General features: G+C 65.6%; 24 protein-coding genes. 11 read left to right on the top strand and 13 right to left on the bottom strand.

The window, feature by feature from the left end; genetic code table 11:
- The first annotated feature begins 2 nt into the window (after positions 1-2).
- From hisF to AC07X9_RS16650, 4 genes are all read left to right on the top strand, one after another.
- On the top strand, positions 3-767 hold the full coding sequence (gene hisF / locus AC07X9_RS16665; protein ID WP_017184003.1) for an imidazole glycerol phosphate synthase subunit HisF: 765 nt from the start codon (positions 3-5) through the stop codon (positions 765-767).
- A 167-nt stretch (positions 768-934) separates the two neighbouring features.
- On the top strand, positions 935-1,198 hold the full coding sequence (locus tag AC07X9_RS16660) for a PEP-CTERM sorting domain-containing protein (protein ID WP_017184002.1): 264 nt from the start codon (positions 935-937) through the stop codon (positions 1,196-1,198).
- Between the two features lie 44 nt (positions 1,199-1,242).
- Positions 1,243-1,563 (top strand): phosphoribosyl-ATP diphosphatase, encoded by a 321-nt coding sequence (locus AC07X9_RS16655; protein WP_017184001.1) that lies wholly within the window; start codon positions 1,243-1,245, stop codon positions 1,561-1,563.
- Between the two features lie 71 nt (positions 1,564-1,634).
- Positions 1,635-2,201, top strand: a complete 567-nt coding sequence (locus AC07X9_RS16650; protein ID WP_017184000.1) for a hypothetical protein — start codon at positions 1,635-1,637, stop codon at positions 2,199-2,201.
- Between the two features lie 33 nt (positions 2,202-2,234).
- Here the strand turns inward: AC07X9_RS16650 and AC07X9_RS16645 are convergent, their stop codons facing one another.
- The gene (locus AC07X9_RS16645; RefSeq protein ID WP_017183999.1) at positions 2,235-3,134 is read right to left on the bottom strand and encodes a histone deacetylase family protein; all 900 of its coding nucleotides are present in this window, start codon (positions 3,132-3,134) and stop codon (positions 2,235-2,237) included.
- Positions 3,135-3,205: 71 nt separating this feature from the next.
- Between AC07X9_RS16645 and AC07X9_RS16640 the strand changes: the two genes are divergently transcribed.
- Genes AC07X9_RS16640 through AC07X9_RS16630 form a run of 3 tightly spaced genes read left to right on the top strand, consistent with a single transcriptional unit; the run spans position 3,206 to position 5,711 of the window.
- The gene (locus tag AC07X9_RS16640; RefSeq protein WP_026002550.1) at positions 3,206-4,669 is read left to right on the top strand and encodes a L,D-transpeptidase family protein; all 1,464 of its coding nucleotides are present in this window, start codon (positions 3,206-3,208) and stop codon (positions 4,667-4,669) included.
- 6 nt (positions 4,670-4,675) lie between these two features.
- Positions 4,676-4,984 carry a hypothetical protein gene (locus AC07X9_RS16635; RefSeq protein WP_017183997.1) on the top strand — a complete coding sequence of 103 codons (309 nt, stop codon included), beginning with the start codon at positions 4,676-4,678 and terminating at the stop codon, positions 4,982-4,984.
- Positions 4,985-5,036: 52 nt separating this feature from the next.
- Positions 5,037-5,711, top strand: a complete 675-nt coding sequence (locus AC07X9_RS16630) for a murein L,D-transpeptidase catalytic domain family protein (protein WP_017183996.1) — start codon at positions 5,037-5,039, stop codon at positions 5,709-5,711.
- 101 nt (positions 5,712-5,812) lie between these two features.
- Here AC07X9_RS16630 and AC07X9_RS16625 read toward each other — a convergent pair whose 3' ends face one another.
- The 7 genes from AC07X9_RS16625 to AC07X9_RS16595 all read right to left on the bottom strand — a co-directional run bounded on the left by AC07X9_RS16625 (position 5,813) and on the right by AC07X9_RS16595 (position 10,861).
- Positions 5,813-6,586: a hypothetical protein gene (locus AC07X9_RS16625; protein WP_017183995.1), complete on the bottom strand. Its 774-nt coding sequence runs from the start codon at positions 6,584-6,586 to the stop codon at positions 5,813-5,815.
- 101 nt (positions 6,587-6,687) lie between these two features.
- Positions 6,688-7,383 (bottom strand): ATP12 family chaperone protein, encoded by a 696-nt coding sequence (locus AC07X9_RS16620; protein ID WP_017183994.1) that lies wholly within the window; start codon positions 7,381-7,383, stop codon positions 6,688-6,690.
- Positions 7,380-7,634 (bottom strand): hypothetical protein, encoded by a 255-nt coding sequence (locus AC07X9_RS16615; RefSeq protein WP_017183993.1) that lies wholly within the window; start codon positions 7,632-7,634, stop codon positions 7,380-7,382. The genes AC07X9_RS16620 and AC07X9_RS16615 overlap by 4 nt, the downstream gene beginning before the upstream one ends.
- Entirely contained in the window at positions 7,631-8,290 is a 660-nt protein-coding gene (locus AC07X9_RS16610) for an HAD-IA family hydrolase (protein ID WP_017183992.1), read from the bottom strand. The genes AC07X9_RS16615 and AC07X9_RS16610 overlap by 4 nt, the downstream gene beginning before the upstream one ends.
- Before the next feature lie 11 nt (positions 8,291-8,301).
- The gene (locus tag AC07X9_RS16605; protein ID WP_017183991.1) at positions 8,302-9,669 is read right to left on the bottom strand and encodes an RluA family pseudouridine synthase; all 1,368 of its coding nucleotides are present in this window, start codon (positions 9,667-9,669) and stop codon (positions 8,302-8,304) included.
- Positions 9,666-10,052 carry a fluoride efflux transporter CrcB gene (gene crcB, locus AC07X9_RS16600; protein WP_017183990.1) on the bottom strand — a complete coding sequence of 129 codons (387 nt, stop codon included), beginning with the start codon at positions 10,050-10,052 and terminating at the stop codon, positions 9,666-9,668. Before crcB ends, AC07X9_RS16605 begins: the two co-directional genes overlap by 4 nt.
- Before the next feature lie 65 nt (positions 10,053-10,117).
- A complete protein-coding gene (locus tag AC07X9_RS16595; RefSeq protein ID WP_017183989.1) occupies positions 10,118-10,861 on the bottom strand; it encodes a hypothetical protein in 744 nt (247 codons plus the stop codon).
- Between the two features lie 159 nt (positions 10,862-11,020).
- Here AC07X9_RS16595 and AC07X9_RS16590 point away from each other — a divergent pair, with 159 nt between their 5' ends.
- Together AC07X9_RS16590 and rarD are read left to right on the top strand one after the other, a co-directional pair.
- Positions 11,021-11,242 (top strand): hypothetical protein, encoded by a 222-nt coding sequence (locus AC07X9_RS16590; RefSeq protein WP_017183988.1) that lies wholly within the window; start codon positions 11,021-11,023, stop codon positions 11,240-11,242.
- A gap of 32 nt (positions 11,243-11,274) precedes the next feature.
- On the top strand, positions 11,275-12,141 hold the full coding sequence (gene rarD / locus AC07X9_RS16585; RefSeq protein ID WP_411778931.1) for an EamA family transporter RarD: 867 nt from the start codon (positions 11,275-11,277) through the stop codon (positions 12,139-12,141).
- Positions 12,142-12,387: 246 nt separating this feature from the next.
- Here the strand turns inward: rarD and AC07X9_RS16580 are convergent, their stop codons facing one another.
- The gene (locus tag AC07X9_RS16580) at positions 12,388-13,719 is read right to left on the bottom strand and encodes a dihydroorotase (protein WP_017183986.1); all 1,332 of its coding nucleotides are present in this window, start codon (positions 13,717-13,719) and stop codon (positions 12,388-12,390) included.
- A 48-nt stretch (positions 13,720-13,767) separates the two neighbouring features.
- On the opposite strand from AC07X9_RS16580, the gene ygfZ reads away from it, so the two are divergent.
- Both ygfZ and AC07X9_RS16570 read left to right on the top strand, forming a co-directional pair.
- A complete protein-coding gene (ygfZ, locus tag AC07X9_RS16575) occupies positions 13,768-14,508 on the top strand; it encodes a CAF17-like 4Fe-4S cluster assembly/insertion protein YgfZ (protein WP_017183985.1) in 741 nt (246 codons plus the stop codon).
- Positions 14,505-15,251: a glutaminyl-peptide cyclotransferase gene (locus AC07X9_RS16570; RefSeq protein WP_017183984.1), complete on the top strand. Its 747-nt coding sequence runs from the start codon at positions 14,505-14,507 to the stop codon at positions 15,249-15,251. The genes ygfZ and AC07X9_RS16570 overlap by 4 nt, the downstream gene beginning before the upstream one ends.
- Before the next feature lie 118 nt (positions 15,252-15,369).
- On the opposite strand, the gene AC07X9_RS16565 is transcribed toward AC07X9_RS16570, so the two are convergent.
- The 4 genes from AC07X9_RS16565 to AC07X9_RS16550 all read right to left on the bottom strand — a co-directional run bounded on the left by AC07X9_RS16565 (position 15,370) and on the right by AC07X9_RS16550 (position 18,826).
- Positions 15,370-16,239: a class I SAM-dependent methyltransferase gene (locus tag AC07X9_RS16565; protein ID WP_017183983.1), complete on the bottom strand. Its 870-nt coding sequence runs from the start codon at positions 16,237-16,239 to the stop codon at positions 15,370-15,372.
- A 111-nt stretch (positions 16,240-16,350) separates the two neighbouring features.
- Entirely contained in the window at positions 16,351-17,751 is a 1,401-nt protein-coding gene (gene thrC / locus AC07X9_RS16560; protein WP_017183982.1) for a threonine synthase, read from the bottom strand.
- Between the two features lie 44 nt (positions 17,752-17,795).
- Positions 17,796-18,431 carry an SURF1 family protein gene (locus AC07X9_RS16555; RefSeq protein WP_017183981.1) on the bottom strand — a complete coding sequence of 212 codons (636 nt, stop codon included), beginning with the start codon at positions 18,429-18,431 and terminating at the stop codon, positions 17,796-17,798.
- Positions 18,428-18,826, bottom strand: coding sequence for a DUF983 domain-containing protein (locus tag AC07X9_RS16550; protein WP_051034322.1), 399 nt, complete (start codon positions 18,824-18,826; stop codon positions 18,428-18,430). The genes AC07X9_RS16555 and AC07X9_RS16550 overlap by 4 nt, the downstream gene beginning before the upstream one ends.
- Positions 18,827-18,906: the final 80 nt, after the last annotated feature.

Genomic DNA, 18,906 nt, shown 5'->3' with positions numbered 1-18,906 from the left:
CGATGACCGTCCGCACCCGCGTCATCCCCTGCCTGGACGTCGCCAACGGGCGCGTGGTCAAGGGCGTGAACTTCGTCGATCTGCGCGACGCGGGCGATCCGGTGGAGCAGGCGAAGCTGTATGATGCGGCGGGCGCGGACGAACTGTGCTTTCTGGACATTACCGCCACGCATGAGGCGCGCGGCACTATCCTCGACGTGGTGCGGCGCACGGCCGAAGTCTGTTTCATGCCCGTCACCGTGGGCGGCGGGGTACGCACGCCCGACGATGCGCGTGCGCTGCTGCTGGCAGGCGCGGACAAGGTGGCGGTGAACAGCGCGGCGGTGGCGCGGCCCGAACTGGTGGCGGATATTGCCGATCGCTTCGGCAGCCAGTGTATCGTGGGATCTGTGGACGCGCGCAAAGTCGGTGAAGGGCGTTGGGAAATCTTCACCCATGGCGGGCGCAAGCCGACCGGGATCGACGCGCTGGAGCATGCGCTGCGACTGGCGCAGCTGGGCGCTGGCGAATTGCTGGTGACGTCGATGGACGGCGACGGGACGAAGGCGGGCTATGACCTGGCGCTGACGCGGACCATTGCCGACGCGGTATCGATCCCCGTCATCGCCAGCGGCGGCGTGGGGACGCTGGAGCATCTGGTCGAGGGCGTGACCATGGGTCATGCCAGCGCGGTGCTGGCAGCATCGATATTCCATTTCGGGCAGCACAGCATCGCCGAAGCCCATCGCGCGCTGGCGGCGGCGGGCGTGCCGGTGCGGGCGGCCTGACCCCGCAAAAGCGTCGATTTACTTTACAGTAACCATATTTCCGGAAGCGTCGTTAACCCTGAAAAATGGCGGAAATCTGCCAGATGGCACCATCCGGCATGAAGGCTGCATTAACCCTGACGGGTCGCGTTCGACCATATCGGTTCAACGGAAACAGGGTGACATTCATGAAACTCAACAAGATGCTTTTGGCGGCCGGGGCCGCTGGCCTGATCGGTGCGGCGACGCCGGCGCAGGCGACATGGTGCTGGTTCGGCAAGTGCGGCGGCGGCACCAGCAGCGGTGGCACGACCAGCAGCGGCGGCACGACGTCCAGCTCAGGCGGCAGCACCCCGACTCCGGTGCCTGAACCGGAACAGATGGGCCTGTTTGCGATGGGTGTGGCCATTGTCGGCTTCCGCCTGCTGCGCAGCGGCCGCAAGCGGAAATAATTTTCCCATTGACGGGTGGCGCGCGCGGCGCTTGATGCGCAGCCATGCGCGCCACCCTCTTTACGCTTGAACAGACGATCCGCCAGCGGCGGTCGGCTGACCCGTCCACATCCTATGTCGCCAAGCTGACGGCGCGGGGACGCGGCAAGATTGCGCAGAAGGTCGGCGAGGAAGCGGTCGAGGCGGTGATCGCCGCGATGGCGGGAAACCGTGACGAACTGGTCGGCGAAAGCGCGGACCTGTTGTTCCACCTGCTGCTGCTGCTGGCCGATTGCGACATTTCGCTGGATGCCGTGTGCGACGAGCTGGAGCGGCGCGAGGGCGTGTCGGGCATCGCCGAAAAGGCATCGCGCCCTACCGATTGACAATTACCGGATAGATTTTGCCTCCGCTGCGTTCTGGCCTAGCCTTATGGGCGGGACAGGGAGTGGAGAGCATGATGATACGGACGGTAATCGGCGGCCTGCTGGGCGGCTTTGCAATGTTTATCACAGGCTTCCTGTTCTGGGGCACGCCATTGAGCGCGCTGGCGATGAGCCGCGCGGAGGGACAGGCGAGCGCCAATTTGCAGGCGGCGCTGGCGCAGGCGCTCAACACGACTGGCACCGGCGTCTATACGGTCCCCGATCCGGCGACGGCGGAGGGCACGATCCTGTACGGCAAGGGGCCGATAGCGCAGATTTTCTACAACAGCAGCGGCTTTCCGGTGACGGACAGCGCCAGCCTGATCGGCGGGTTGATCCTGTCGCTGGTGGTGGGCGTGCTGATTGCGCTGGCGCTGCGGTTCGTGACGACCGGCTTTGCCGAGCGGGTCCGGGTAGCCCTGATCTTCGCGCTGGCCGGGGTCTTGTGGATGCATGTCGGGCAATCCGTGTTCAACCATGCGCCCTGGGGCTATATTCTCTATCTGGCGTTCAGTGACTTTGTGGCGCTGGCCGTGGCCGGGCTGATCGCAGCGAAGATCATGGACCGGGCGCAACCCACGGTCGGGACGGTGCATTAAGCCGCGATGCCGTCACTCTGACCCGTTGGAGCTTCAAACCATAGCTTCCTGCGCCATGCGGATCATGCAGGCGGCGTGGCGATGGGCGACGGCCATGCGGTCCTCTCCATAGCCGCCGCCCATGGTGCTGGCGACCGGGATGGCGCGGGCGCGGGCCTGGCGCATGACATAGCGGTCGCGCGCATCCAGCCCCGCGTCGGTCAGGGCCAGCCGCCCCAGCCGGTCGTCGCCATGGGGATCAACCCCGGCCTGATAGAGAATGAGGTCGGGCGCGAAATCATCCAGCACGCGCGGCAGCGTGTCATGGAGGATGGCAAGATAGGCGGCATCCTCCACCCCGTCGGGCAGGCCGATGTCCAGCGTAGAGCGCGCCTTGCGCACCGGGAAATTTTTTTCAGCATGGATCGACAGGGTGAAAATATCCGCCCGCCCCGCCAGCAGCGAAGCCGTGCCGTCGCCCTGATGCACGTCGAGGTCGAGGATGAGGATACGATCCGCCTCCCCTTCCGCGATCAGGCGGTTGGCGGCGATGGCAAGATCATTGAACACGCAATAACCCGCCCCGCTATCGGCCAGCGCGTGGTGGCTGCCCCCTGCGGCATTAGCGGCAAAGCCGTGGATGCGCGCCAGCCGCGCCGCCGCCCAGGTGCCGCCGGGCGACAGGGTGGAGCGGAGCATGACCCGCTGGGTCACAGGAAAGCCGATCCGCCGTTCCTTGGCCTGCGGGACGGTGAGGGTCAGCACTTCTTCCACATAGGCGGGATCATGCACCGCCTCTATCCAGGCGCGCGGCATCGCATCGGGCGTGTGGAGCGTCATGGCGGGCGCAACTTCGCGCAACGCCTCCATCACCAGCCCATATTTGTCGAAACGAAAGCGGCTGCCGGGTGTTGCGGGAGAGACATAGGCAGGATGGTGAACGACGTGCAGCATGATCTTTTCCGCTATCGTGATTTGAACGGTGGCCGCTTTGCGCTATCTGGTCCAGCATGAACCGTCCCGATATGATCCGTTTTTCGACGCTGGCCCTGCTTGGTGCCAGTGTCCTTAGTGCCAGCACCCTGCCCGCTTACGCCCAGACGCCGGTAACACAACCCCCGGCCATGGCGCCGACACTGCCCCCCGCGATGGTGCAGCCATTGCCGCCCGCGCCATTGCCTGCCCCCATTCCCCCTCTTTCGGCCACGCAGGAAGCATGGGCGAATGACTGGTTGCGCAGCGGAGCCGAACAAGGGCTGACCGCGCGGCGCAAGGCGACCGCCACGCTGACCGGCGACGCGCTGGTCAGCGCGCTGCTGGACCGGGCGAAGGCGCTGTCCACCGGACGGGTCGATGCCGCCGATTTTCTGGAGATTTGGGCGCTGCGCCCAGAACCCTATGACCCGCGCCCCGGATTGGCGAAGGCCGTGGCCGAGGACCGGCTGGCACAATGGGCGAATGCGCTGACGCCGCCCTATGCGGGCTATGAAGGGTTGCGCAAGGGGCTGGCGACCTATGAGGCGATCCGCGACAAGGGCGGCTGGCCGGTGCTGACCGCGACATCCGCGCCCATGGTGGTGCGCGCGCGCATCGCGCTGGAGGACAGGAGCGTCACGCCGACCGAAAATCTGACCGACGTGCTGCAACGCGCGCAGCGGCGCTATGGCCTCAACCCCACAGGGTTGCTCGACACGCGGACGCTGGCGGCGCTCAATGTCAGCGTGGACGACCGGATCGCCGCGATCATGGCCAATATGGAGCGGTGGCGCTGGATGCCGCGCCGCCTGCCGGTCAACCGGGTGCAGGTGAACATCGCCGCCGCCGTGCTGACCGTGTTCGAGGGCGACCAGCCGGTCACGTCGATGCGCGCCGTCACCGGCAGCCCGCAAAATGCAACGCCGATGCTGTCGTCGAACATCCATTCGATCGTGGTCAATCCGCCCTGGAACGTGCCGATGTCGATCGCCAGGCGGGAATTGTTCCCCAAGGGACGCGCGACGCTGGCCAAGCAGGGCTACAAGATCGTCAAGACACCCGAAGGCGGCGAACGGATCGTCCAGCCCGCAGGCCCGAACAGCGCGCTGGGGCGGTTGAAGTTCGATTTCGCCAACCCGTTTGCCGTCTATCTGCACGACACGCCGGCGCGCGGGAAATTTTCAAGCTATGACCGGCTGGCCAGCCATGGCTGCGTCCGGCTGGAAAAGCCGGTGTCGCTGGCCGAACTGATGGTGGCGAGCGACCCGGACCTGAACGGCCAGATCCAGACGCTGATCGATAGCGGCAAGACGCAGCGCGTATCCCTGCCGCAGGAGGTGGCGGTCTATCTGCTCTACTGGACCGCCTTTGCCAGCAGCAACGGCACGATGAGCTTCCGCGCCGACCCCTATGGCTGGGACAAGTTGCTGGCCGAAAAGATCGAGGCGTCGAGCAGCCGGGCCGACCCGACCGCCGCGCCCGCACCCACCCCAACCATCGCATCGAAGGACTGATCACCCATGCGCAAAATTGCCCTGTTCGCCCTTGCCGGTGCCCTGGCCCTGTCCGCCTGCGGCAAGAAAGAAGAAGAACCGGCAGCGACCAATAATCTAGTCGAGCCGCCGGTCGAAAATGTCATCATCGAGGAACCCGATGCGGTTCTGCCGCCGCCGTCGAACAATGCGGTCGCGACTCCCGCGCCGCCGCCGTCGGTTTCCGAACAGCAGCAGATTCAGGATGATGCCGACGCCAGCGGCATGACCGCGCGCCTGCCACAGGAAGGCGAAGAGAGCCAGCCTGCGGACGAAGCGAGCCATTCCGCGCCATAAGGCGCATCGCCCCGCTCTTGGAGCGGGGCGGCGACTTTGCTATATTCGCGCCATGGATCGCCGCAATTTCACGAAGTTCGCCATGAGCGGACTCGCTTTTTCGTTTCTATCCGACAGCATCGGCCGGGCCGCCGTGCCGGTAACAGCGCCCCTGCCCGCCGCCGCGCCATCGCCTGCCAAGCCCATCGTGCAGCCGATCGCCCCCAAACCCTATGCGTCGCTGCTGGAAAAGGCCAAGGCCGCGCTAGACCGGCATGGCGACGCCTTCACCCTGCGCGACCGCGTGGCGATCGCCGATTTTGCGGCCCCGTCGAAGGAATTGCGCTTCCATGTCGTCGACCTGATCGGCGGGCAGAGCAGCAGCTATCTGGTAGCGCATGGCCGCGGATCGGACCCGGCGCATAGCGGCTGGCTGCACAGTTTTTCCAACGAACCCAATTCGCTGGCCAGCAGTTCGGGCGCTTATGTGACCGGCGAGCAATATGTCGGCCAGCATGGCCGGGCGATGCGGCTGATCGGGCTGGACCCGCAGAACAACAATGCCGAACCGCGCGCCATCGTCGTCCATGGCGCGGATTATGTGGGCGAGGATCATATCGCCGCCTGGGGCAAATGCGGGCGGAGCGAAGGCTGTTTCGCGGTCGCGCCGCATATGCTGCCGCAACTGCTGGGGCTGCTGGGCAGCGGGCGGCTGCTCTACGCGGACAAGATCGGGGTCGAGGCGTAAGGGCACGCCCGTTCCCGCTCCGCATGCCTGCGGATCAACTTGTAAGGGTCGTGCGCCCTGAGCCTTCCCAAGGGCAGGCTCAGGGCAAACGTTGTGGCTTGTCAGCCCGCCTTGGCAGCGCCGGTCAGCGCTTCGGCCGCAGGCTTGTTGGTCGCATCAACCGTGCCATTGGCCAGCATCGTCTTGCTGAGCGTCACCGCTTCGGTCTTGAGCGCGGGGTCGCTGCTGGTCTGGCTGGAGCCGATAAGGGCCGAAAGAAGAATATTCTTTGTCACCTTGTCGTTCGCATTTTCGGACGCGGACTTGCGGGCGAGGGTCAGTGCTTCGGCGTAGAGCGGCGCGGACCCGACCTTGTCCTGGGCAGCGAGCTTCTGGTTGCCCATCTGGATCAAGATGCCCGCCAGGATATTGCGGCTGGCCGCGTCAGCAGGCTTGGCCTCCACGACCTTGCGCCAATAGGGCAATGATTCGCCGTAAAGGGCGATCACCTTGTCCATCTGGCCCAGCGCGCCATAGGCAGCGGCATCAGCATAGAGGGCGTTGGCGAGGAAATTGACATTCTCGATCTTGGACGGGTCAACCTCTACCGCGGTCCGGATGGCGGGCAGCGCCGCATCATATTTTGCAACGGCTCCGGCATTGTCGCCAGCCTGCTGGGCGGCCTGCCCGGCCGTGAAGGCCGTAACCGCGCTGTTGAAGGCGGTGATCTGTTCCGGCGTCATTTCCGCAGCAGCCGGGGTCGCGGATTGCGTGGCAGCTTCCGTGTCAGGGGTAGCAGCGGCGGGGGCGGCGGGGGCGTCCTGCGCCATTGCGGGGGTAGCCAGCGCCAGCGGCGCGGACAGGCTCATCAAAGCGATCAGGGCGGACTTTGCCAATGTTAGGGTCTCCTTGGTCGTTATTCCATAATGTCGAACGGGCGATTGCTACGCCTTTCAACATGAATAATGAACGAAGGAGCAGGCTGGTTCCCAGCCTTTCAGGGACGGCTCATCCCGCAAAAGGCTCCGGCCACGGCAAAATCGGCCGCGCGCCGTGCATTACGCGCGGCGGCCTGCGCATCTTCGCCCCATTGTTCGACCTGCCAGGCTTCGTCGATTTCCGCCGCCTGCCAGATGGCGTCAAGATCATGGCCGCCATCGACAATGGCGAGGCCGCAGATCAGCGAGCCGCTGAGATTGACGAGCGTGGACAGGCCCGCGAGCAGGAATGGATCGAAGGCTTCGACCACTGCGCCAAGACGGGTGAGGGTCAGTGCCGGCTGCGCGACTGGCAAGACACCCTGCGTGACGACGAAGGCCACGTCATAGCGGGCGCGCGCCCAGTCGAGCAGCGGATCCCACGCCGCCGCCTGCCGCTGCACCAGCGTTTGCGGCGCTTCGGCACGATAGCAAAGCAGGTCGCTTTCGCCATAGCGGGCGATCCCGGCGGCAAAGCTCTTATGGTTGGCGACGACATGGTCGATCGCAGCATTGGCGAGGCCGGTAAAGGGCATCGTCGCGGGATCGACACTCTCCCCCTGCGCGCGCCATTCGGCAGCCACCGCCTCAGCCAGGGCAGGCGTAGGCAGCGCCAGCAGCGCACGGGCGGGGGTGCGGACCGGGCGGGCGTCGAGCTGGACGGCAAAACCCTGATCGGACGCGATCACGGCGACGTCCTTGTAAAAGCGCTTCATGGCTTTGTACGCTTGAACAGGGCCAGCATCAGGCGGGGCACGATGACGAACTGGAACAGGCCGACGATGACCATGATCGCGCCGAACGCCTTGGCCTTGTCCCCCTGCACCCAGGTGAAGCGCTGCATGATGGCGAGGAAGCCGAACATGACGATCAACGCACCCGACAGGCGGAACAGGCCGATGGCGAAATGCCGCTGGCGGGCGATCTTTTCGGGATCAACGGGGGGTGGAGGCGGAAAGTCGGTCATGGCGCGCCGATATGGCGGCGCAATTCGCCGCTGTCCATGGCCACTGCCTGCGCGCCTGCCGCGATCAGTTCGTCAGGGGCATGATAGCCCCAGGCGACGCCGATGCTGCGCACGCCTGCCGCCAGCCCCATGTCGATGTCGAAACTGGTGTCGCCGATCATGACGGTCGTGTCCGGGGACGCGCCGGCTTCGGCCATGGCGGTCAGCAGCATGGAGGGGTGCGGCTTGGACGGGTGGCGATCGGCGGTCTGGAGCGTCACGAAGCGGTCGATCAGGCCATGATGGGTCAGGCAGAGCGCCAGGCCCCGATCCGACTTGCCCGTGGCGACGCCCAGCAGCCAGCCTGCGCGATCCAGATCATGCACCAGATCGGCCATGCCGGGATAGAGCGGTTCGGACACCGCATTTTCGCGCCGCAGCGCCTGAAAGGCCAGTTTGTAGCGTTCCGCGAGATGAGCGTGAAAATCCGCCTCCGCATCCGGCAGCAGCCGGGCCATGGCATGGGGCAGCGAAAGGCCGACCGCGGAGAGGATGGCCAGCCGGTCGGGCGCGACCAGACCGGCTTCCTCGAACGCGCGGGCCATGGCGGCGCAGATGCTGTGCTGGCCATCGACCAGCGTGCCGTCGCAATCGAACACGACTAACGGGTTGGCCATAGACGCTGCCCCTATCCGCCCCCGCCCCGCGAGCGCCGTTCGCCCTTGCGATCCTTGCGTATCTGCTTGGCATGCTGGCGCGCGAATTTCTTTTCATCCTCGCGCGTGGGGCTGCGGTCGATCTCGTCATCCAGCGGCATGTCGCCCAGGCTGATGTCGAAGCCGAGATCGGCAAGGCTGGAGGCGAAATGGGCAGGCAGGTCCGCCATCACGTCGACGCGGCCACCATCGGGATGATCGACACGGATGCGGCGGGCATGAAGGTGCATCTTGCGGCTGATCGTGCCGGTCAGGAAACTGTCCTTGCCGCCATATTTGCCGTCGCCGACGATGGGATGGCCGATCGCGGCGAGATGGACGCGCAACTGGTGGGTGCGGCCGGTATAGGGTTGCAGTTCGACCCAGGCGGCGCGATTGCCCGCGCGTTCGATGACGCGATAGCGGGTGCGGGCGGGCAAGCCTTCCGCTTCGTCGACATGCATTTTTTCGCCGCCGGTGCCCGGTTGCTTGGCCAGCGGCAGTTCGATCATGCCGTCCGCGATGGACGGCACGCCGATGACCAGCGCCCAATAGACCTTGCGCGCGGTGCGGCTGGAAAACGCCTTGGCGAAATGGGCGGCGGCGCGGCTGGAGCGGGCGAGCAGCAGCGCGCCCGACGTGTCCTTGTCCAGCCGGTGGACCAGCTTTGGCCGCGATTCGGCGTTGAAGATCAGGCCGTCGAGCAAGCGGTCGACATGCTCGTCCGTCTTGGTCCCGCCCTGCGTGGCGAGTCCGGGCGGCTTGTTGATGACGATAGCCTGCGCATCGCGATGGATGACCATTTCCTGCGCATAGGCGATTTCGTCAGGGGTCAGGTCTATGACCGGGACACGCCGGGCGGGGCGTTCGGACGGGGCGGCCTTCGCTTCGGCGGGCGGGACGCGGATCATCTGCCCTTCGGCGATGCGATCCCCCGGTGCGGCGCGCGCGCCGTCGACCCGCAACTGGCCGGTGCGCGACCAGCGCGACACGATGTTGAAGCCGACATCGGGCAAGTGGCGCTGGAACCAGCGGTCGAGGCGGATGCCGTCATCGTCCGCATGAACCCGATATTGGCGCACGTCGAGCGAGACGCCCTTCGCGGCCGAAGGCTTGGGCGCAGCGGCCTGAACCACTGGCGCAGCCTTGGCAGCGGCGGGTTTGGCGGCGGGCTTTTTCGGGCCGGACTTGAAGGGTGGTTTCGACGCGGGCTTGCCACCCTCCCCCTTGCGCGCGGTGGCCGCCTTTGCGCCGCCACGGGCGCGACCGGGTGCGCCGGACGGCTTGCCGAAGGATTTGCCGGGGGTTGCGGGTTTGCGACCGCGCGGCGCGTCGCCCTTGCCGGGAGGACGGCCCTTCATGCGACGATGCTCCGCATCAGCGACAGGCCCAGCGCCAGCGCGACGATCGCCCCGATCACCGATGCCAACGCATAGGTCAGCGCGACAAGAAGCTGGCCACGCTCGATCATCAACAAGGTTTCCAGGCTGAAGGCGGAGAAGGTAGTAAAACCGCCCAGCAGGCCGACGCCCAGCAACAGCCGGATCGGTTCACCCGGCATCGTGCTGCCACGCGCCAGCCAGCCTGCAAGCAGGCCCATGGCGAAACCGCCGAGCAGATTGGCGGCGAACGTGCCCCATGGCCAGGCGGCGCCGGGCACCATGGCGCCCAGGACGCGGCCCAGCTGGTAGCGCAGCGCAGCGCCCACCGCGCCCCCGCCCATAACAAGGAAAATATTGGTCATGCCGCTGCCCCTACAGGCAAATGGCGATCAGGGGAATGGGGCGGCCCGATTCGCCGCCTTTGCCCTTATTTTCCGTTGTCGGCGATGATGTCGATGTTGGTCTTGCCGCCCGGCGCATCGGTGAAGAGAATGAAATAGGCGCTGCCATCCGCCTTGCGCGTGCCGCCCAGCACATGATCGCCGCCCAATATCTTATGTTCGCCATCATAGCCCGCGCGGCGGGCGAGCGTATAATAATAGTCCATCACCCCCTGACGCGGGACAGGCGTGACGAAGCTGACGGCGCGCAGGGTGCAGCCATCACGTTCCGCGCCGGCCGCTTCGACCAGTTGCGCACCGGGATACACAGTGAAGGGATCGGGCAGGCGTTGCGCCCATTCCATCCCATAGACGAGCTGCTTGCTGCAATTGGCGTTGCCGCCGTTGCGGGACGCCTGTTCGCGCGCGACCGCGCCCAGGGTGACGGTCGATGGCATAGCATCACCCGCGCTGGGTGCTGGCGCGCTGAGCAGCTTGCCGCCCGCCTGTTGCAGCGCGGCCGCCTGCGCCTTGCCCGCATCGCCGCCAAGCAGCGGCACCGCGCCATTGGCCGGACGATCGGCCGTGCGCACGGCATTGCGGTTGGACTGGCCGACCAGTTGGGGATCAACCACGATCGGGTCGGCAAGCGCGCCTTTCAGCGCGGGGTCGACCGCATTGTTGGTGAGTTGCGCATCGAGCGCCGCGAGGCTGGCATCCTTGTCCCCCTTGCCACAGGCGGCGAGCGCCAATGTCAGCGCGATAATGGAAACGGGCCGGAAAAACGCCATGCTGCACTCCTTCGTAAACAAGGCATGAAGAGTGCGGGTTAATTTTTCGTTAGGACATTTGGTGAATCGCGCGAAATTTCCGCATCATCGGGCCAGTTTCTGGCCACTGGCCTGCACGCCCGTCTTGTGGCCATGCGGCGAAACCGCCATCTAGGCTGAATGCTGAACATATTATCCGGCTTTATCGGCCTGGTCACCCTGGTCCTGATGATTCCCGCCTTCATGCCGCTGTTGGGGGCGCTGAACTGGTTGCTGGTGCCCATGGCGCTGTTCGGCGCGGTGATCGGCGCCATTTCTTCGCGCAATGGCGGGCGCAATTTCTGCCTGATCGTCGCGGCCTTTGGCGCGCTGCGGCTGTTTCTGGGCGGGGGGATATTCTGAGCCCGGCGCAAAATTATACGCGCAATGGGCTGATCGCCGCGATCTTCGCCTATGGCTTTTGGGGGCTGCTGCCGATCTTCTTTCGGCTGCTCCATCATGTCGATCCGATCGAGATCGTCACCCAGCAGATATTATGGTCGCTATTGCTGATCGTCACACTGCTGGCGGCGCGCCGGACTTTGGGGCCATTATTGGCGACGTTGCGCGACCGTCGGCTGGTCCTGCCGCTGGCGGGGTCTGCGCTGATGATCGCGATCAACTGGCTGACCTATGTATGGGCGGTCAATGATGGCCATGTCGTCGCGGCAAGCCTTGGCTATTTCCTGAACCCGCTGGTCAATGTCGCGCTGGGCGTGATGGTTTTGAAGGAAAAGTTGCGACGACCGCAATTGATGGCGATCGGCGTGGCGGCGGTGGGCGTGGCCATATTGGCGGCGGCGGCGCTGACGACATTGTGGATCAGCCTGACGCTGGCGTTCAGCTTCGCCTTTTACGGCCTGCTGCGCAAAGTGACGCCGGTGGCGCCGATGACCGGCCTTGGCGTCGAGACGCTGCTGCTGACGCCGCCTGCAATTGCCTATCTGATCTGGGAAGCGAGCCATGGCGGGGTGAGTTTCGGACAGGACGCCGCGACCACCGCTCTGCTGGTGACATCAGGCGCGGTGACGACAGTGCCGTTGGTGCTGTTCGCCATGGCGGCGCAACGGCTGCCGATGGCGACACTGGGCATATTGCAATATCTGGCCCCGATGCTGCAATTTTTCTGTGGCATCATGCTGTTCGGCGAAAAGCTGAGCCATGGCCAGATGCTCAGCTTTGGCCTGATCTGGATCGCGCTGATCCTGTTCGCGACCGACGGGGTGCGGATGGCCCGGCGGAACCGGGCGGCGACGGTCTAGTGGATTGATTTTGACATTTGCATCCCCTGGCGGCTGGGATGGATCTGCAAATGTCAGAATCGGACCACTAGTATCAGCGTTGCGTCGTAACTGATCCTCCCCTTGCAGGGGAGGTGTCGGGCCGAAGGCCAGACGGAGGGGTGTCGCGCTATCGAGAGGGTGACACCCCTCCGTCAACGCTTTGCGTTGCCACCTCCCCTTGCAGGGGAGGATGCATGGTGGCGTGCAGCCTTGATCGAATGTGAATCAGGAAAATTCGGTCGCCTCGAAACGCACCGGCTCTCCAATCGCTTCATTGGCCAGCGCATCTTCCCACATCACGCGGTGGCCGCGGATGATGGTGCCGACCGCCTTGCCGGTCAGGTCCATCCCCTCGAACGGCGACCAGTTGCAGCGGGATGCAAGCCAGTCGCTGCCGACGGTCCAGCGCTTTTTCAGGTCTACCACGGTGAAGTCGGCGTCATAGCCGAGCGCGATCCGCCCCTTGCCGACCAGCCCGAACACGCGCTGAGGACCGGAGGAGGTCAGTTCGATGAAGCGGCGCAGCGTCAGCCGCCCTTCCGCGACATGATTGAGCAGCAGCGGCACGAGCGTCTGAACGCCGGGCATACCGCTGGGGCTGGTCGGATAGGGCTTGGCCTTTTCCTCGATCGTGTGGGGGGCGTGATCGCTACCCAGAACGTCGGGCACGCCCTGGTTGAGCCAATGCCACAGCCCGTCGCGGTGCGCGCCCGACCGGATCGGCGGGTTCATCTGGGCATAGGTGCCAAGGCGCGGATAGGCATCCTCCCCTGCCAGCGTCAGATGCTGGGGCGTCACCTCGCAGGTCGCGATATCCTTGTTCTGGCCGATATAGGCGAGTTCGGCGGGGGTCGTGATGTGCAATATATGGATGCGGCGGCGCGCGGCGCGGGCCAGGCCGATGATGCGTTTGGTGGCGATCATCGCGCTTTCATCGTCGCGCCATACCGGATGGGTGGACGGGTCACCCGCCAGCGCCAGGCTCTTGCGCGCATTCATCCGCGTTTCATCCTCGGCATGGATGGCGACGCGGCGCGTGCCGCTGGCCAGCACGCGGGCCAGCGCATTGTCATCGTCCACCAGCAGGCTGCCGGTCGACGCGCCCATGAATATCTTGACCCCGGCCGTGCCGGGGATGCGTTCAAGCTCTTTGAGCTGTTCGGCATTGTCGGCAGTCGCGCCGACATAGAAGGCATGGTCGCACCACATGCGGTGATGGGCGCGGGCAAGCTTGTCCTGGACGCGATCGGCCGTGTCGGTGTTGGGATTGGTGTTGGGCATTTCGAACACGGCGGTGACGCCGCCCAGCACCGCCGCCCGGCTGCCCGATTCGAGATCTTCCTTATGCTCCAGCCCCGGCTCACGGAAATGGACCTGGCTGTCGATGCAGCCGGGCAGCACGTCCAGCCCGGTACAGTCGATCACTTCCCCCGCGTCACCAAGCCCCGTGCCGATCGCGACGATCCTGCCGCCGCGCACGCCGATGTCGGCCCGCTCCGCGCCGCCCGGCGTATGAATGGTGCCGTTCGTAAGGATCAGGTCGAAAGTTTCGGACATGGTGGCTCACCGCTTGGATATGGAAGTCGCCTGTCCTACCTAAAGCCGATGACCGGCACCACCCTCACCGACCGCGCTATCCTCAGAATTTCAGGCGAGGAGGCGCGGCCCTTCCTGCAAGGCCTGCTGACACGCGATGTCTTGACGCTGGCACAGGGCGTGCCGCGCTGGACCGCGTTGCTGAGCGCGCAGGGCAAAGCGCTGTTCGACATGATGCTGTGGGCAGATGGCGACGATGTGCTGATCGATTGCGAGGCGGCGCAGGCCGATGCGCTGGCCAGGCGGCTGACGCTGTACCGGCTGCGGCGCAAGGTCGTGATCGCGCGGGACGAGTCGCTGGCGGTGCATTGGGCGCCGGATGCAGCGGACAGACCGCTTGATCCGCGCTTGCCTGCCCTTGGGCATCGCTGGATCGCCGCGCCAGGGGATGGCGACGCTGCGGCGGCGTTCCGCGCGCACCGGCTAAGCCAGGGCGTGTTCGAGGGCGCAGGTGAACTGGGGCAGGACCAGACGCTGTGGCTGGAAACCAATGCCGGGGAGCTGAACGGCGTCGATTATGACAAGGGCTGCTATGTGGGGCAGGAGAATACCGCCCGGATGCATTATCGCGCCAAGGTGAACCGGCGGCTGGTCGCGGTGCCGCTGGCCCAGGCGGAGGAGAAGCGCCAGCGCGCGGCGCTGCCGGACATGGACCTGTCGATCGAGTTGCGGCGGGTCGAGGATCTGGACCCGGCGCTGCTGCCCGACTGGCTGGCGGCGGCGGTTGCGGCGCAGGCAGCGGCGGAATGAAGCGGCTTCTGTTCGCGCTATTGGGCGCGCTGGCGTTCGCGACCCCCGCCCTGGCCGACACGCCCTGGACGCTGGTCAAATCCTATCCGCACGATTCCGCTGCCTTTACCGAGGGGCTCTTTTTTCATGACGGTGCGCTTTATGAAAGCACCGGGCTGGAGGGGCGGTCGGACATTCGCAAGGTGCGGCTGAAGGACGGCAAGGTCATCCAGCGGCGCGTGCTGGAGCCGCGCTATTTTGGCGAGGGGATCGTCAATTGGAACGACCGGCTGATCAGCCTGACCTGGCGCCATGGCCAGGGATTTGTCTGGAAGCTGGACGATTTCGCGCCGGTCGGCGATTTTCGCTATGTTGGCGAAGGCTGGGGCCTGACGCAGGACGGGCGGCATATCATCCAGAGCGACGGCAGCGCCCAATTGCGCTTCCTTGATCCCGACACGCTGGCCGAGCAGCGCCGCATCACCGTGACGTGGAACGGGCGCGCGGTCCAGCGGCTGAACGAGCTGGAATATGTGCGCGGCGAGATTTGGGCGAATATCTGGTATGAGACGAAGATCGCCCGGATCGATCCCGCGACCGGCGCAGTGATCGACTGGATCGACGTTACGCCGCTGGTCAAGGCAGCTGGCGTGCGGGACAGCGAAGCGGTGGCCAATGGCATCGCCTATGATGCCGCACGGGACCGGGTGTTCATCACCGGCAAATATTGGCCAAAGCTGTTCGAGATTCGGGTGGGGAAGTAAACGGGGTTGAGCGCTTACCCCCTTTCCGTTCGCCCTGAGCCTGTCGAAGGGTCGTCCTTTCTTTCAAGAAGGACAAGGCTTCGACAAGCTCAGCCCGAACGGATGTTGGGGTTCGGCGCTATCGCTTCCAGCGCGCCCAGATGGCGGTGGGGAGCAGCAGCCCGCGCGATTCTTCGCGGACGGCGAGTTCGCCCGCTTCCACCTCGCCGGGAAGGTCGGCAAAGGCCTGACGCAACAACTCACCGATCGCCAGCGCCGACATGCGAACGGCATAGACGGTCAGGAACAGGAAGCGACTGTCGGCATCGAGCAACTGGCGGCAATTGGCGATGAGCGCCGGGAGGTCTTCCTCCAGACGCCAGACTTCGCCGTCGGGGCCACGGCCATATTTGGGCGGATCGAGCAATATGCCGTCATAGCGGCGGTTGCGCCGGACTTCGCGGGCGACGAATTTGGCGGCATCCTCCACGATCCAGCGGACGGGCCTGTCCGCCATGCCCGACAGATCGGCATTGGCGCGGGCCTGGGTGACGGATTTTTTCGAGGCGTCGACATGGACCATGCGCGCGCCGCTGGCCGACATGGCCAGCGTTCCGACGCCAGTATAGCCAAACAGGTTCATCACCTCCGCGTCGGCTTTGTCGGCGGTCCGTTCGCGCATCCAGTCCCATACCGGCGCCATGTCCGGAAAGAAGCCCAGATGGCGGAAGGGAGTGCAACTGGACTGGAAGGTGACTTCCTTCCAGCCAAGCGGCCAGCCTTCGGCAGGGACGGGCTTGTCATAGAACCAGCGGCCCCCGCCCTCCTCGTCCGAACCGGGCACGAATTCGCCATCCGCCGTCCAGTTTTCGGTCGCGGGCGCCCACATCGCCTGCGGTTCGGGGCGAATGAAGCGGAAGCGGCCATAGCGCTCCAGCTTGCGGCCATGGCCCGAATCGATCAGGCCATAATCGGCCCAGGGTTCGCCGATGAGGGTTTGAAGGATCATAGCAACTCTCCGTTCGGGCTGAGCGAAGTCGAAGCCCCCGCCTGAGCGACAGCGAAGGCCTCACTATGTTCGGCCGAGCCCTTCGACAGGCTCAGGGCGAACGGACAATATCTAGGCGCGCGGCGTCGCGCGTTCGGCGACATAGGCCGTCACCGCTTCGTACGTGCCGGGCAGCTTCACATAATGTTCCTCACGCGCGAACAGATCGCCGACGCGCGCAGGGAGCGGTGGGCGGGTGCCGGTGGCGCGCTCTACCGCGTCGCGGAACTTGGCGGCGTGGGCGGTGGCCAGCGTGACGACGGGGATCGACGGGTCGAGATCGGTTGCCTGCGCTGCGGCCAGCCCGATGGCGCTGTGCGGGTCGATGATCTGGGCCGCCGCATCATAGGCCCAGCGCATCGCCATGGTCATGCCGTCGGCGTCGATCCGGGCCGAGGTGAACAGGCCTGCCGCCCCTTCCCGCTGCGCATTGGTGAGGCGCATCGCGCGGGTCGCTTCAAAGCCGCCCATCTGGGCGGCGAGCGCCAGCCCGTCCCGTCCGCCCGCGTCGAACAGCAGCCGCTCGAAATTGGAGCTGACCTGAATGTCCATGCTGGGCGTCGCGGTCGATACGACCTGACCCTGGCTGTAATCGCCCTGCGACAGCGCGCGGTGCAGAATGTCGTTGACGTTGGTGGCGACGATTAGCTTGGCGACCGGCAGGCCCATTTTCGCCGCGACATAGCCAGCGAACACATCGCCGAAATTGCCGGTGGGGACGGAAAAAGCGACCGGACGTTCGGGCGCGCCCAGGCGCACGGCGGCGTAGAAATAATAGACGACCTGCGCCATCAGCCGCGCCCAGTTGATCGAGTTGACGGCGGACAGGTTGAAGCGACGCTTGAAATCCGCGTCGTTGAACATCCGCTTCACCATCGCCTGCGCGTCGTCGAAACTGCCGTCGATCGCGATATTATGGACGTTGGGCGCGCGCACCGTGGTCATCTGACGCCGCTGAACGTCGGACACGCGGCCTTCCGGGTGGAGCATGAAGATGTCGACCTTCTCGCGCCCCGCCACCGCGTCGATCGCGGCGGACCCGGTATCGCCCGACGTCGCGCCGACAATGGTCAGATGATCGTCGCGGCGCGACAGGAAGCGTTCGAACAACTGGCCGAGCAATTGGAGCGCGACATCCTTGAACGCCAGCGTCGGGCCGTGGAAGAGTTCGAGCAGCCAGTTGCGATGGTCCAGCTGAACCAGCGGCACCACCGCCTGATGGCTGAAGCGGCCATAGGCGGCCTGGCACAATTCGCGCAGCTCAGCCTCGTCGAGCGATCCGGCGACGAAGGGCGTCATCACCCGGACGGCGGTTTCGACATAGGAGAGGCCCGACAAAGCGCGAATATCATCGGGCGAAAAGGACGGCCAGCTTTCCGGCACGTACAGCCCGCCATCGGACGCGAGGCCCGCCAGCGTGACATCCTCAAAACCGAGCGCCGGTGCGCTACCCCTGGTGCTGACATATTGCATGATGGGGAAGCGCGGTAGCGATGCGCGCGCCCATGGGCAAGCGTTTAGGGCGATTTGGGCGCGCCGCGACGGCGCAGGGCGAGAATATAGATGATCGTCGCTATGCCAGCGAAGAAGAACCACTGCACCGCATAGGCGAGATGATTGTTGGGGACATCGGCGGCGCTGGGCGGCGCGGAGGGTTTGAGGCCATCCGGCGCAGCGCGGGCGATCAGCATCGGGCGCAGCGGCATCGCCTTGCCCCCGATGCGGGTCAGCAGGGCGCGATGGTCCGGCTCCTCGCTGATCCAGCCCGCCACCTGCCCGCCGGTCCAGGCCGGTTTCGCGTCGGGCCGCTCCGTCACGCCCAGCGCGACGAGGGCGCCCGGCCCCTCCGCGCCGGTCGCGCATTGCGCGATATGGCGATAGCCGGTGGACCCATCGGCCGCGCGCCCCGCCTCCACCTGCCAGCCGATGACGCGCAGGCAGTGGACCGACGAGGGGCGGAACAGCTGTTCGGGCGACACGGGGGGTAGCTGCGGAAAGGCGACCGGGGGGCGGGTCGGATTGCTGGCGGCGAGTTGCAGCGCCTGTGCCTTTTCCCCGCGACGCTGCAATTGCCAGATGCCAAGGCCGATCATCACCAGCACCGCCACAGCGACGAGGATGGTCGGGATGAGCGGAATGCGCGCCTTGTTCATGCGTCCGGGCCTTTGTTCGCGATACGGCCTTCGCGCGCGCGGTTGCGATATTCCAGCGTCAACAACGCGCCCTTGGCAACGCGCAGGCTGGCGACCACGGCGATCGTCGTCAGCGGCGTCCAGAGCAGGATATGGACCCAGAGCGGCGGGTGGAGGTTGAGTTCCAGCACGAGCGCCAGCACGACCATCACCGTGCCGACAATGAGCGTCAGGAAGGCCGCAGGGCCATCGCCGACATTGAACTGGACATAGTCGAGCCCGCAGGCGCGGCAATGAGAGGCGAATCGGACCGGGCCGTCGAACAGGGTCGCCGCGCCGCATCGGGGGCAGGCACCCCGCGCCGCATCGACCAGAAGTGGCGCGGCGGGACGGGCGGGTTCGGTGGGCGGGTTCATGGCCATGGCATAGCGGGCGGCGGCCCAAAAGAAAACGGCCGGGGACAAGCCCGGCCGTTATTCATGATGTCAGGGGTCGA

This window comes from Sphingobium sp. GW456-12-10-14-TSB1 (genome assembly GCF_059424385.1).
This window is presented reverse-complemented; position numbering and strand designations above follow the sequence as displayed.